The organism is Janthinobacterium sp. OK676 (genome assembly GCF_900103595.1).
GTDB lineage: Bacteria > Pseudomonadota > Gammaproteobacteria > Burkholderiales > Burkholderiaceae_D > Janthinobacterium.
This window is the reverse complement of the sequence record NZ_FNHA01000003.1, coordinates 189,770-201,966: the sequence shown is the minus strand read 5'-3', so window position 1 is coordinate 201,966 and position 12,197 is coordinate 189,770. Positions and strand designations below refer to the sequence as shown.

Below are 12,197 nucleotides of genomic sequence, written 5' to 3'. Positions count from 1 at the left end.
GTTTTACTCACTGGTTACGCCGCCATCACGCCCAAGGCGATGGCGGCGCGAAAAAAACGGACCCGGCCTTTTACGGCCGGTGAGCCATCGACCTCGAGCCCAACTCCACGTTCACCGCTACGGGTATTTAATTACTATGAATAAACACGTCCTGATTTTCCTGATGGCCATGCCCCTGGCCATCAGCCATGCCTATGCCGAAGAGCCCACCGGCCCCGCGGTCAAGATCAGCGGTTACGGCAGTGCCGCCCTGACCATGGCCGATACCGACAACGCGCAGTTCGCGCGTCCGAACCAGGCGGCCGGCGCCGGCCGCACTGCCCGCACGGGCGTCGATTCCAACCTGGGCTTGCAGGCCAATGTCACCGTCAACCCGTGGCTGTCGGCCACGGTGCAGGGCCTGGCGCGCAAGGATGGCGAGGACGATTTCGGCGCCGAACTGGCGTGGGCCTTCGCCAAGGCCAAGGTGTCGGACAGCTTCAGCGTGCGCGTCGGCCGCATGGGCCTGCCCGTCTTCATGATTTCCGATTACCGCAACGTGGGCTATGCCAACACCATGCTGCGTCCGCCCGGCGAAATGTATTCGCAGGTACCGCTGAACAGCATCGACGGCATCGACGGTACCTACCAGTTCAGCGCGGGCGACACCAGCATCACCACGCAGCTGGCGCTGGGCCGCACCAAGGCCACCCTGGCCACGGGCCCCGCTTCGACGGTGCAGGTGGAAGGCAAGTCCATCGTCGCCCTGAACGTGGTGGCCGAACATGGCCCCGTCACCGTGCGCTTCGGCCGTGCCGAGACCAAGCTGACGATCAACGATTCGCCGAGCCTGAACACCCTGATGAGCAGCTTGCGCGCGGCAGGCAGCGGCTACAGGATGGTCCAGCTGGGCGCCCTGGCCGATGCGCTGGAAGTCAAGGACAAGAAGGCGTCGTTTACGTCCGTGGGCCTGGGCCTGGACTGGAACAACGTGCTGCTGCAGTCCGAATATGCGAAGCGCAAGACGGACAGCTACGTCAGCGACAGCACCTCGTGGTACCTGATGGGCGGCTACCGTATCGGCGCCTTTTTGCCCTACTATAGCCACGCCAGCCTGAAGGCCGATGGCCGCGTGAACAATACCGTGCCCGCATCTTGCCCTGCCGGTTATCCGGCCGCCTGCACGCCGACCCTGCGCGCCCTGTCGGCCGGCGTCGACACCCTGGCTACCACGCGCAACGAGCTCGAGCAATCGACGGACAGCATCGGCGTGCGCTGGGATTTCCACCGCTCGGCCGCGCTGAAGGTGCAGATCGACCGCATCAGGCCGAAGAATGGTCCGGGCCTGTTCGTGCAAGCCAAGCCGGGTTTCCATGGCCCCGTCACGGTGGCTGCCGCCTCCATCGATTTCGTTTTCTAAGGAGCGCCGCATGAAACCATTGATCTTGAATCTGGCTGCCTTGCTGGCGCTGTCGACCGCTGTTCCCGTCATGGCCGAAGTGGTCGTGGTGGTCAATGCCAGGAACGCCGCCGGCGCCATGACGAATGAACAGGTGGCGCAATTCTTCCTCGGTAAATCGACGGCCATGACGCCGATCGACCAGCCGGAAAGCGCTCCCGTGCGCGCCGAATTCTACAAGAAGGTGACGGACAAGGAACCGTCGCAGGCGAAGGCCCTGTGGTCCAAGCTGGTCTTCACGGGCAAGGCCACCTTGCCGAAGGAAGTGGCCAATAGCGCCGACGTGAAGAAGGCGGTCGCCGCCGATCCGAAAGCCATCGGCTACATCGAAAAGAGTGCCGTCGACGGCACCGTCAAAGTGGTGCTGACGGCGCCATAAAGCCGGCCCGGGCCGCCCGCCATGCGGCGGCCCGGTACACATACATCAGGAGACAGCAATGAGCATCAAACGCAAGATATGGGCGCTGCCTGTCGTCTCGGCCGTGATTTTCGGGCTGGGGCTGGTCGTCAGCGCCTATCTGTCCACGGCCACGCTCAATTCCATCCACGCGACCGAAAGCGCCGACTATCCCGTGCTCGACATGGCCAAGTCGCTGACCCTGGACGTGGCTGCCGTCGGCGACGCCTTGCGCGACGCCGTCAGCGAAGGCGACAAGGAGCGCATCGGGCAAGTCGGCGGCCTGGCAGTCAAGCTGCACGAAAAATTGACCGCCTTTGCGGCCATCCCCGGCCAGCGCGAGCAGGGCCAGCGCCTGGCCAGTGAATTCGATGCCTATTACGCGCCGGCCCTGAGCGCGGCGCGCATCATGCTGGAAATGGAAGAGGGCGACCCGCAGGCCACCGTGGCGCGCATGCAGGGCGCGCTGGCGGTGCTCAACACGGACCTGGCCAAGACCAACGAACGGGCGCAAGCGCAGTTCAAGCAGGGGATCGAGCGCAGTGCGGCCAATGTGCGCAATGCCCTCAATACCAGCATCGCCGTGGCGCTGGCCGTCATCGTCTGCCTGGTGGCCGTGTCGCATTTCGTCGTGCGCGCCATCTGGCAGCAGCTGGGCGGCGAACCCGAATACGCGCGCCAGATCGCGCGCGCCGTGGCCGATGGCGACCTCTCGATGGAGATCGTCACCGAGGCGGGCGACCAGGCCAGCTTGCTGGCGGCGCTGAAGGAGATGCGTGGCCGGCTGGCCGGCATGGTGTCCGGTATCAAGGCGTCGGCTGACACCATCCAGGTGGCCAGCGCGGAAATCGCCCAGGGCAATGCGGACCTGGCCGCGCGCACGGAATCGCAGGCGGGCAGCCTGGATCAGACGGCGCGCAGCATGGACAGCCTGACTTCCACCGTGCGCGACAACGCCGCCAACGCGGGCCAGGCGCACGCACTGGTGGTGTCGGCATCGTCCGTGGCCGTGAAGGGCGGGCAGGTGGTCAGCCAGGTGGTCACCACCATGGGCGAGATCAACGATTCATCCAAACGCATCGTCGACATCATCGGCGTCATCGACGGCATCGCCTTCCAGACGAACATCCTGGCCTTGAACGCGGCCGTGGAGGCGGCGCGCGCGGGCGAACAGGGACGCGGCTTTGCCGTGGTGGCGTCCGAAGTGCGCAGCCTGGCGCAGCGCAGCGCGGCAGCGGCGCGCGAGATCAAGCAACTGATCGGCGACTCGGTGGCCAAGGTGAACGTGGGTTCGAAGCTGGTCGACGAGGCGGGGCTGACCATGGGCCAGATCGTCGATTCCGTGAAAAAGGTGGCCGACATCATGGCCGAGATCAGCGCCGCGAGCCAGGCGCAAAGCGCCGGCATCGGCGACATCGGCGTGGCCATCGGCAGCATGGACCAGATGACGCAGCAAAATTCCGCCCTGGTGGAGGAAGCGTCGGCGGCCGCCGAGTCGCTGCAGGAACAGGCCGTGCAACTGGGCACGGCGCTGGCCGTGTTCAAGCTGGCGCAGGGCGGTTTGTCCAGCATGCCCGTGCCACGGCCGTTGGCGTTGGCGTTGGCGTTGGCGAAGACGTAGGTTGGATTAGCGCAGCGTAATCCAACACAAGGGCGTCAAGCTAGGCCCGCAGCCCGAACGGATCGTCGATGCTATGCGCCGGCTGCGTGAACCAGCGCGGGCCGTCTGCCGTCATGTAGAAATGGTCTTCGTGGCGGATGCCGAATTCGCCGGGGATGCAGATCATCGGCTCGTTCGAGAAGCACATGCCCACGTCGAGCGGCGTCGTGTCATTGCCCACCAGGTAGGGCCACTCGTGGATATCGAGGCCGATGCCGTGGCCCGTGCGGTGCGGCAGGCCGGGCAGCTTGTAGCCGGGACCGAAACCGTCCGCTTCCAGCGACACGCGGGCGGCGCGGTCCACGTCGCCGCAGGGCACGCCCAGCTGCGCGGCCGCGAACGCGGCGGCCTGCGCTGCCTTTTCGCTGTTCCACACGGAGCGCTGGCGTTCGCTGATGGCGCCAAACACGTAGGTGCGCGTGATGTCGGAGATGTAGTTCATCACCTGGCAGCCCGTGTCGATCAGCACCGTGTCGCCCGCCTTCAGGGTTTGCACGTAGTTCACGCCATGCGGGTAGGCCGTCGCCTCGCCGAACAGCACGATGCAGAAATACGAGCGGGGCGCGCCTACCTTGCGGTGCGCGCGCTGGATGAATTCTTCCACTTCCACCGTCGTGATGCCTTCGACCAGCATGCTGGCCGTGGCCACGTGCACGGCCAGGGTCATGTCCATCACGCGCTGCATCAGGGCGATTTCCGCCGGCGACTTGCGGCTGCGGCAGTACGCCGTGACGGTGCGCGCGTTTTCCAGCGCATAGCCGGGCGCCAGCGGCTTGATGCCGTCGTAGATGAAGAAGGCGGCGCTTTCGCAGATGCCCACGCGCGGCGGTGCAGCCGCATCCTGGGCTATCCCCATGCGCGCCAGCACGTCGACGAACAGCTGGTACGGGCTTTCATGCTCTTCCCAGCAATTGACACGGCCTTCGATGAGCATGAAGCCTTGCAAGGTGCTTTCCTCAAACGCGGGGGCGATGTATTCGATGTCGCCGCTGGCTGGCAGGATGGCGCCCACCATGCGTTCGCTGGCATACCATTTGGTGCCCGTGAAATAGGTGAGGTTGGCGCCCGCGTTCAGGTAGATGGCGGCGATGCCCTGCTGGCGCATGAACGCCTGTGCCCTGGCGATGCGTTGCGCATGTTCGTCCTTGCCGATGGCGACCATGCCGCCCGTCATGTCCGACAGCGATGCCAATGCCTGTTCGATGGAAGTGCCACCTATGCTCATGCCTGCTCCTTTGTTCGATGCTGAATATGGAATGCGGGCATGATATCAGTTCGCGCCTTTCGGCTTGAGTCCGGGCGCGCCGCCGGCCGCATCGGGCGGGGCCAGCACCAGGTCGTGCGGATACGTGAAGTGCCAGTCCGCGTAGCGCTGCTTGCGGCGCAGGCTGGCGTCTTCGTCGAGAAAATTATCCTGCTTGATGGGCAGCTGCGGCGACAGCGAATGGATGCCGACGATGCGTCCCTCCTGCCGCAGCAGGCCCCATTCCGCCTTGCCCGTGACGGGGTCCGCATACAGGCGGCGCAAGTGCCGCCGGGCATTGGCAAAGCGCGGGTCGCGCAGCAGTTCCTGCAGGGTCAATGGGTAGCGGGGCCGCCCGTCGCCCGGCGTGCTGTCGTAGTAGCGGCCCAGCGCATTGCGGAATTCATGGCCGATGAACAGCAGCTCGCGCTCCTTGTCGCGCCGCGCGGCCGTGGCATGCAGTTCGCTGGCCAGCACCAGGCCCACGCCCATGAAGGCCACCAGCATCAGGGTCCAGATATACGCGAAGCCCCGTGCGCGGCGCCGAAAATCAGAGCTGCTCAAAGGGGATGCCCTCGCGCGTCTTGCCCTTGGCGCCGCTGCGCACGTCGGCCACGCCGCCGATCTCGCCATTGGGCGAAGGGATCAGCTGCCAGGTGGCGGCGGACTCCGTGACGGGGTCCAGCGGCACGCTGCGGAAATAATGGTGGGTCACCAGGTCGGCCAGCGCGGCCGGATATTCTCCCTTGTCGGCATAGTATTTATCGAGGCCGCTCCTGAGCACCTGCAGGTTTTCCTTCAGGGCGACTTCCTTCGATTTTTCCACCGAGCCGAAATAGCGGGGGATGGCGATCGTCAGCAGCAGCGAGATGATCGCCAGCACCACCAGCAGTTCGACCAGGGTAAAGCCGCGGCGTAGAGAGGAGGCAGGCATCGGGTTCACCATTGATTGAGCGGCACGCCGTTCAGGCCCACCTTGGTCGAGCGCGAGGCGACGTCGAACACGTCTTCGCCTTCGCCGGGATTGTCGGGCGGCGAGGCATAGGCGCGCTTGCTCCAGCTGTCCGCCGCGCTGCCGGCTTCCCTGGGCTGGAACGGATCGCGCGGCAGCCGGCGCAAAAAATAGATGTTCTGCTTCGATGGACTGCGCTGGTCGGGCACGCCCTCGACCAGTTCCTCGAGTTTTTTCGGATAGCCGGAGGCGCCCAGCGACAGCTTGATGCGGCCATTGTCCGAGGCGCGCTTGTAGGCGTCGATCGCTTCGCGCATCTCGATCAGGGCGCTGCGCAATTGCTGTTCCTTGGACCGTTGCAAGGCCACCTGCGCCATCGGCACGGCTACCGTGGCCAGGGTCGCCATGATGGCCAGGGTGACCATCAGCTCGATGAAGGTAAATCCCCTTGGTTTCACTGGCCACCCTTGCCTGATTTTTCGCCGGCGGCGGGCGCTTCGTCGCCGCCCGTCATGGGCGAGCCGGTGCGCGGCGCGGCCGGCTCGGGCGCGGCGATCGCCTCGGGAGAGCCGCCCACGCTGCCGCGGCCGCCCACGGATGCCTCGGTGCCCGAGTTGAATTCGGCCGTCATCAGGTCCGGGCGGCGGATGCTGCGCAGCAGGCGCGGCGTGATCGACAGCACGATCTCGCTGCGCATGGCATCATCCTTCTGGCTGCCGAACAATCGGTTCAGCATGGGCAGTTCGCCCACGCCCGGCACCTTGTTGGCCGTGCCCCGGTCTTCGTCGCTGATCAGGCCAGCCAGCACCTGCGTCTCGCCATCCTTCAGGCGCAGAACCGTGGACGCGCTGCGCGTGCCGATCTGGTAAGCCTGCGTGCCCGTCTTGCTGATCACTTCCTTGACCACGTTCGACACTTCCAGGTTGATCTTGATGGCCACTTCGTCGTCCAGGTAGACGTTCGGTTCCACGTCGAGTTTCAAGCCCACTTCGATGTAGTTGACGCTGTCGGAGCTGACGCCGTTGTTCGTCGTGACGGTAATGACGGGCACGCGGTCGCCGATGAGGATCTTGGCCTTTTCCTTGTTGCGCACGCGGATGCGCGGGTTGGCGAGGATATTGCTGTCGCTGTCCGTCTTGTTGGCGTTCAGCGTGACGCCGCCGATGGCCAGGTTGATATTGTCGCCGTTGATGCGGTGCAGGTCGGCCACCTTCAGGCCGCCCAGGCCTCCCGTAATACCTGCGGCGCCGGCCAGTGTCAGGTTGGCCTGGTCCGGCCAGCGCACGCCCAGTTCCATCAGGCGCGTGCGCTTGACTTCCAGTACTTCCACTTCCAGCATCACTTCCGGGTCGGCCAGGTCCTGCACATCGATGATGCGCTCGGCCATGCGCACCATTTCCGGCGTATCGCGCAGCATGATGATGCCCAGGCGTTCATCGGTGACGACATCCTTGGCCTTGAGCAGGGTCTTGATGGAAAACGCCACCGTCTTGACGTCGGCATTGGCCAGAAAGAAGGTGCGCACCACGAGCTGCTGGTAATCCTTCACCTTTTGCGGCGTGTTCGGATAGATCGTGATCGACTTGTCGCTGGTGACGCTTTGTTCCAGCTGATTCGCGCCCAGCAGCATGGCGATCGCCTCTTCGATGCTGGTGTCGCGCACGGAGATCGTGGCGCGCAGGGCCGGGTCGACCTCCTTGTCGAAGACGAAATTCAGGCCCGACACCTTGCTGATGAAGTCGAACACGGAGCGCAGCGGCGCGTCGCGAAATTCGAGGGTCACGGGTTTGCGGTAGGCGGCCGCCAGCTTGCCACCGGCCGGCAGGCTTTTCGATTGCGCCTCGCCGATGCGGCTTTTCAGGGCCAGCGCCTCGCGCTGCGCGGGGCGTTCCTGCAGCACCTGGCGCAAGGCTTCCTGCGCCTGCGCGATATTCGCCTCGCCGCCGCGCTGGTAGCTGGCCTGCGCTTCCTGCACCAGCTTGCGGTGCCGTTCATCCTGCGCCACGCTGGCCATGCCCCGCTGCGCCACGTCGTTGCTGGCGTCCAGCGTCAGCGCCTGCTGGTACAGCGCTTGCGCTTCGGGCAGCTTGCCCTGCTGGCGCAGCGCTTCCGCAGCCCCATTCAGCTTGTTCAGCGCGCGCATCCTGCCATTCGTCACGGCGATGCGGTATTTGGCGTTGGTCGGCTCGGCCTGCGCCGCCTGTTCCAGCAGGGCCAGGCCCTGTTCCGTGCGGCCCGCGCCCAGCATGGCCTGGCCATCGTTATAGGCCTGGTTGCCGGCGCAGGCAGCCAGCAGGGACAGCACCGGCAGCAGGGTGATGAGATTACGAGACATGGGTGCGGCGCGTCGTTTCAATTGAGGTCCCCTACGGCGAGTGTCTGTTTCAGGTTAAGCGGCAGATAGGTAAATTGCAGGGCGCCCTGCACCACGCCGTCGAAGCGGTAGCGTTCTTCGAGCGTGTCGCCTGGGCGCGCCACCACGTTGCGTTCGCCCGCTTGCAGGAAGTAGGCGGCCTTGCCTTCGTCGACAAAGCGGCCCAGGAACTGAAATGGCAGCGGTGGCGGCGCGTTCGCATCGACGCGGGCGACGGGCAGCGCGGCCTGGGCCGCCTGCTGGTCGAGCATGATCTTTTTTGGCGTCTCCGGCTGCCAGCTTTGTTTGGCGAACAGGGTGGCCGCTTCCTCGTCGTCGAGGCCACGGCGCGGTTCGATGGCCAGCGCGCGATTCGTTTGTGGAGCTGCAGCGGCGACGACGAGGGGGGGCGGCGCCACCCGCTCCACCTGGCGCGTGGTGGCCGTGGCCGGTCCCACGATGCTGCCTTCGTCCTCTGGCGCGAAGAGGGCGGCCAGCAAGGTCGCCACGGCGGCGCCTCCCAGTACGGCTTTTTTCATCGGCGCACCTCCGCCTTCTTCACCAGCAGGATGAACTGGATGCGCGCGTCGATCTCGCCCGCCTCGATCTGCTCGCGCTTGAAGAGCACGGAGTCCAAGGTCAGGGTGGGCAGCGCCTGCAAGGCGTCGACGATAAAGGTTTGCAGCTGCGCGTATTCGGCCTTGACGGGCAGGGTGATCTGGTAGCGCAGGAAGGCCGTGTTGCTGTCTTCCTGCGGCTTGTAGTCGGCCTTGGCCAGGGTGACGCCGCTCTTTTGCGCCACTTCCAGCAAGGCCTTCAGCTGGTCGGGAATGCTGTCATGCGCGGGCAGGTAGGCGTGAAAGGCGGCCAGGCTGTCCGCATCCGCATCGAGCGTGACGGGGGCCGTCGGCAGCGCCGATTGTTTCGCCATCAAGGCCAGCTGCGCGCGTAATTGCTGCTGCCGTTCGGCCAGGGCATCGCCCTGCCGCACGGCGAAAGCGGCCAGCGCCAGGCAGGCCGCACCCATGGCGCTGGGCCAGCCCAGCGTGCGCCACAGACGCGCGGCTTCCCACGCCAGACGCGGCGGCACGTGCAGCTGCAGGCGCGCGCGGGTCACGGGCGCGCCGGCTTTCAATACGGGTTTGATTGCCGCCATTGCGCCTCCAGCTGAAAACGGTAAGGGTGTTCGGGGGCGTTCGCGTTCATCTCGTGCTTGAGCAGATACACGGAACTGAACATGGGCTGCTGGTTCAGGAAGGCCAGGTAATTGAGCATGTCCTGCGGCGTTTCCCCCTCGGCGGCGATCTTCAGGACGCTGGCGCCATCCTGTCCCTGCTGCGCGTTCAGGTCCAGCCCCAGCAGGGCCACGCGCACGTCGCGCGGCGCCTGCACCGTCTTGATCAGGCGCGTGACGGGCAGGTTAAGCTGGCGCACGGCGGCGGCCACCTGTTTCAGTTCGAGGTCGCGTTCGCGCTGGGCGCTGGCCGACAGGGGGGCGCGCACGGGACGCGCGGGCTGCAGCTGCGCCAGCTGCGCTTCCAGGCGCCGCGTTTCCTGCGCCTGCACCAGCCAGTATCCGGCGGCCGGCAGCAGCATCAAGCCGCCCGCCAGGCACAGGGCCAGGCGCCAGCCCTTGAAGGTTTGCATCGCTCCCGGCGGCAAAAATTCCAGGCGGCTCAGGCCCATGCGGCCTCCCGCATCAGGTGGGCGCCGCTGGCCACGGCGACGGGCACGAAGCGTTCCGGCACGTTCGCTTGCGGCACGCCGCTCAAGTCGAGCAGCGCTACCTGTTCGATGGCGTCGAGCTGCGGCGCGCGCAAGTTCCAGCGCCGCCAGGCCCGCTCCAGCTCATCGCCCCAGTCCGCGGCGCAGGACTGGCTGTGCAGCGCCGTGATGCGCCCGTTACTCGCCGTTGCCAGCAGCAGCCGGCCCGTTTCCACCAAGGCGAAGGCGGCGGGCTTGCCGCCGGCGACGCTGCGCCAGGCCGGTCCGGCGATCGGTTCGATGGACAGGCAGCGCCGGCCATGCGCGGCCGCCGCATCCTGCACGCCTTGCAGCAGGGCCGCATTGATGCCGCAGGCCAGGCGTGGCTTGCCGTAGGGCGCGTCGTCGGCGGCCAGGCGCCAGGCGCGCGCGCCATCGCCGTAGACGGCGGCGAACTGGCTGTGCAGGAAGCGCTGCGCGCTGGCCCGCTCGAGCAGGGCGCCGCTCCACGGCACCACTTGCATGGCGCACCAGCGGCTGGCCAGGCTGACGGCCAGCGGCGGTTTTTTGCCGCCATCCTGTTCGAGCCAGCCGCGCAGGGCGGCCAGCGCCACTTCCCAGCTGGCGTCGGGATTCGCGATGGGCAGGTGGAAGGCGCTGTCCGCCACGGGGCGGCCGGCGCGGCGCAGCACGCCGTGTAGCCCGTGCGGCGCCAGGTGCAGGCACACGGTGGTGCGGGCAAGGCGTTCAATAAGTGACACGATTGAGCTCCGCTAAAGTGGTTTCCCCGCGCCGTACCAGGTCCAGGCCCGCTTCGCGCGCCAGGCGAAAACCGTTGCGCGCCGCTTCTTCCTTCATCTGGCTCAGGGGCGCGCGCGTGCAGATCATTTCGCGCATGGCGTCGCTGAGCATCAAGACTTCGGCGACGGCCTTGCGGCCCTTGTAGCCGGTGCCGCGGCAATGGCCGCAGCCCTTGCCGGCCATGAATTGCCAGTCCTGCACCTGGTGCAGGGCCAGGCCGCTGTCGCGCAATTGCTGTGCATCGGCCAGCACTTCGGCGCTGGCGTCGACGGCGCAATGGGCGCAATTGAGGCGCAGCAGGCGCTGCGCCACGATACCGTTCAGGGCCGCCGCGAAGCTGTAGGCGTCGACGCCCATGTGCAGGAAGCGGCCGACCACATCAAAGACGTTGTTCGCATGCACGGTGGTAAACACCAGGTGGCCCGTGAGCGCGGCCTGTACGGCGATCTGCGCCGTTTCATCGTCGCGGATTTCGCCGATCATGATCTTGTCGGGGTCGTGGCGCAGGATGGAACGCAGGCCGCGCGCGAACGTCAGTCCCTTCTTTTCGTTGACGGGTATCTGCAGCACGCGTGGCAGCCGGTATTCGACGGGGTCCTCGATGGTGACGATCTTGTCGCGCCCCGTGTTGATTTCCGTGATGGCCGCGTACAGGGTGGTGGTCTTGCCGGAACCCGTGGGCCCCGTCACCAGCAGCATGCCGTGCGGCTTGGCGGCCAGGCGGCGGATCTGCTCGATGGCGTCCTCGTTCAGGCCCAGGCTTTCCAGGCGCAGCGCCTGCGCCGCTTCCGTCAGCGCGCGCCGGTCCAGCAGGCGCAGCACGGCGTCTTCGCCAAAGATATTGGGCATGATGGAGACGCGGAAATCGATCTCCGCCCCTTTCACGCGCACCTTGAAGCGGCCATCTTGCGGGATGCGCCGCTCGGCGATATCGAGATCGGCCATGACCTTGATGCGCGAGATGATCTGCTCGGCCATCGCCAGTCCCTGCACCTGGCCTGCCTGCACCAGCACGCCGTCGACGCGGTACTTGATGACGAGGCTGGCCACGTCGCATTCGAGGTGGATGTCGCTGGCCTGGAATTTCAGGGCGTCGTAGATGGTGGAATTCACCAGTTTGACCACCGGGCTGCTGTCCTCGCTGATGCGGATCAGTGAGATGTCCTCGATGCTCTGGTCCAGCCCTGGAATGTCATCCCCATGCTGCATTTCCTGCATCGCCTGCTGCACGCTTTCCTGTTGCAGCAGATAGGCGGCCAGGTCGTCCGGGTGCGCCAGCGCCACCGTGAAGGGCGTGGACAAGGCGAAGTCGGCCCACTGCAGCAAGTCTTCGGCAAACGGATTGCCGATGACGAGCACGGGCGGCGCGCCGGGAACGCCAGGCTGCAGCAGCACGCAGTCGCGCTGGGCGCAATCCGTGTAGGGCAGCAGGCCGAAGGCGGGCAAGGCGGCCTGCAGTTCGGCCATCGTCCACGCCGGGTAGCGGAACAGGGCGGCCAGCTGGCGCAAGAAGACTTCGGGCGGCAGGGCCGCCGTTTCCTGCAGCACGGCCATCTGCGGGCGCCCCTGTTCCAGCGCGCTGGCGTGGGCGCGGCGCAGCATGGCCGCATCGAGCACGGCCCGTTCCTCGTCGCGTGCGTTCATGTCAT

Annotated in this window: 13 protein-coding genes; 3 read left to right on the top strand and 10 right to left on the bottom strand. The window is 66.2% G+C overall.

Annotated features, from left to right (window positions below; all coding sequences use genetic code 11):
• Window positions 1–136: 136 nt before the first annotated feature.
• Genes BLU39_RS07755 through BLU39_RS07745 form a run of 3 tightly spaced genes read left to right on the top strand, consistent with a single transcriptional unit; the run spans window position 137 to window position 3,456 of the window.
• Window positions 137–1,399 carry a hypothetical protein gene (locus BLU39_RS07755; protein ID WP_092711640.1) on the top strand — a complete coding sequence of 421 codons (1,263 nt, stop codon included), beginning with the start codon at window positions 137–139 and terminating at the stop codon, window positions 1,397–1,399.
• A gap of 10 nt (window positions 1,400–1,409) precedes the next feature.
• Window positions 1,410–1,817 (top strand): type 2 periplasmic-binding domain-containing protein, encoded by a 408-nt coding sequence (locus BLU39_RS07750; RefSeq protein ID WP_092711638.1) that lies wholly within the window; start codon window positions 1,410–1,412, stop codon window positions 1,815–1,817.
• 58 nt (window positions 1,818–1,875) lie between these two features.
• Window positions 1,876–3,456, top strand: a complete 1,581-nt coding sequence (locus BLU39_RS07745) for a methyl-accepting chemotaxis protein (RefSeq protein WP_092711636.1) — start codon at window positions 1,876–1,878, stop codon at window positions 3,454–3,456.
• Window positions 3,457–3,496: 40 nt separating this feature from the next.
• Here BLU39_RS07745 and BLU39_RS07740 read toward each other — a convergent pair whose 3' ends face one another.
• Genes BLU39_RS07740 through BLU39_RS07695 form a run of 10 tightly spaced genes read right to left on the bottom strand, consistent with a single transcriptional unit; the run spans window position 3,497 to window position 12,192 of the window.
• Window positions 3,497–4,720, bottom strand: coding sequence for a M24 family metallopeptidase (locus tag BLU39_RS07740; protein WP_092711634.1), 1,224 nt, complete (start codon window positions 4,718–4,720; stop codon window positions 3,497–3,499).
• Window positions 4,721–4,765: 45 nt separating this feature from the next.
• On the bottom strand, window positions 4,766–5,302 hold the full coding sequence (locus BLU39_RS07735; protein ID WP_232731209.1) for a type II secretion system protein: 537 nt from the start codon (window positions 5,300–5,302) through the stop codon (window positions 4,766–4,768).
• Window positions 5,289–5,672, bottom strand: coding sequence for a type IV pilin protein (locus BLU39_RS07730; RefSeq protein ID WP_092712201.1), 384 nt, complete (start codon window positions 5,670–5,672; stop codon window positions 5,289–5,291). Before BLU39_RS07730 ends, BLU39_RS07735 begins: the two co-directional genes overlap by 14 nt.
• A 5-nt stretch (window positions 5,673–5,677) precedes the next feature.
• Entirely contained in the window at window positions 5,678–6,148 is a 471-nt protein-coding gene (locus BLU39_RS07725; protein ID WP_302848395.1) for a type II secretion system protein, read from the bottom strand.
• Complete coding sequence (locus tag BLU39_RS07720) at window positions 6,145–8,025, bottom strand: secretin and TonB N-terminal domain-containing protein (protein WP_092711630.1); 1,881 nt, start codon at window positions 8,023–8,025, stop codon at window positions 6,145–6,147. The genes BLU39_RS07725 and BLU39_RS07720 overlap by 4 nt, the downstream gene beginning before the upstream one ends.
• Window positions 8,026–8,042: 17 nt before the next feature.
• Window positions 8,043–8,582: a hypothetical protein gene (locus BLU39_RS07715; RefSeq protein WP_092711628.1), complete on the bottom strand. Its 540-nt coding sequence runs from the start codon at window positions 8,580–8,582 to the stop codon at window positions 8,043–8,045.
• Entirely contained in the window at window positions 8,579–9,199 is a 621-nt protein-coding gene (gene pilO, locus BLU39_RS07710) for a type 4a pilus biogenesis protein PilO (RefSeq protein ID WP_092711626.1), read from the bottom strand. Before pilO ends, BLU39_RS07715 begins: the two co-directional genes overlap by 4 nt.
• Window positions 9,175–9,729, bottom strand: a complete 555-nt coding sequence (locus tag BLU39_RS07705) for a hypothetical protein (protein WP_092711624.1) — start codon at window positions 9,727–9,729, stop codon at window positions 9,175–9,177. The genes pilO and BLU39_RS07705 overlap by 25 nt, the downstream gene beginning before the upstream one ends.
• On the bottom strand, window positions 9,720–10,508 hold the full coding sequence (locus tag BLU39_RS07700; protein ID WP_139178204.1) for a hypothetical protein: 789 nt from the start codon (window positions 10,506–10,508) through the stop codon (window positions 9,720–9,722). Before BLU39_RS07700 ends, BLU39_RS07705 begins: the two co-directional genes overlap by 10 nt.
• Window positions 10,495–12,192, bottom strand: coding sequence for a GspE/PulE family protein (locus BLU39_RS07695; RefSeq protein WP_092711620.1), 1,698 nt, complete (start codon window positions 12,190–12,192; stop codon window positions 10,495–10,497). The genes BLU39_RS07700 and BLU39_RS07695 overlap by 14 nt, the downstream gene beginning before the upstream one ends.
• Window positions 12,193–12,197 lie beyond the last annotated feature (5 nt).

What these genes read in the sequence shown, in the direction of transcription:
- BLU39_RS07745 (WP_092711636.1), top strand. Translation starts at nt 1,876, where the DNA reads ATGAGCATCAAACGCAAGATATGGGCGCTGCCTGTCGTCTCGGCCGTG.
- BLU39_RS07720 (WP_092711630.1), bottom strand. Translation starts at nt 8,025, where the DNA reads ATGTCTCGTAATCTCATCACCCTGCTGCCGGTGCTGTCCCTGCTGGCT.
- BLU39_RS07705 (WP_092711624.1), bottom strand. Translation starts at nt 9,729, where the DNA reads ATGGGCCTGAGCCGCCTGGAATTTTTGCCGCCGGGAGCGATGCAAACC.
- BLU39_RS07730 (WP_092712201.1), bottom strand. Translation starts at nt 5,672, where the DNA reads ATGCCTGCCTCCTCTCTACGCCGCGGCTTTACCCTGGTCGAACTGCTG.
- BLU39_RS07750 (WP_092711638.1), top strand. Translation starts at nt 1,410, where the DNA reads ATGAAACCATTGATCTTGAATCTGGCTGCCTTGCTGGCGCTGTCGACC.
- BLU39_RS07695 (WP_092711620.1), bottom strand. Translation starts at nt 12,192, where the DNA reads ATGAACGCACGCGACGAGGAACGGGCCGTGCTCGATGCGGCCATGCTG.
- BLU39_RS07755 (WP_092711640.1), top strand. Translation starts at nt 137, where the DNA reads ATGAATAAACACGTCCTGATTTTCCTGATGGCCATGCCCCTGGCCATC.
- BLU39_RS07740 (WP_092711634.1), bottom strand. Translation starts at nt 4,720, where the DNA reads ATGAGCATAGGTGGCACTTCCATCGAACAGGCATTGGCATCGCTGTCG.
- BLU39_RS07715 (WP_092711628.1), bottom strand. Translation starts at nt 8,582, where the DNA reads ATGAAAAAAGCCGTACTGGGAGGCGCCGCCGTGGCGACCTTGCTGGCC.
- pilO (WP_092711626.1), bottom strand. Translation starts at nt 9,199, where the DNA reads ATGGCGGCAATCAAACCCGTATTGAAAGCCGGCGCGCCCGTGACCCGC.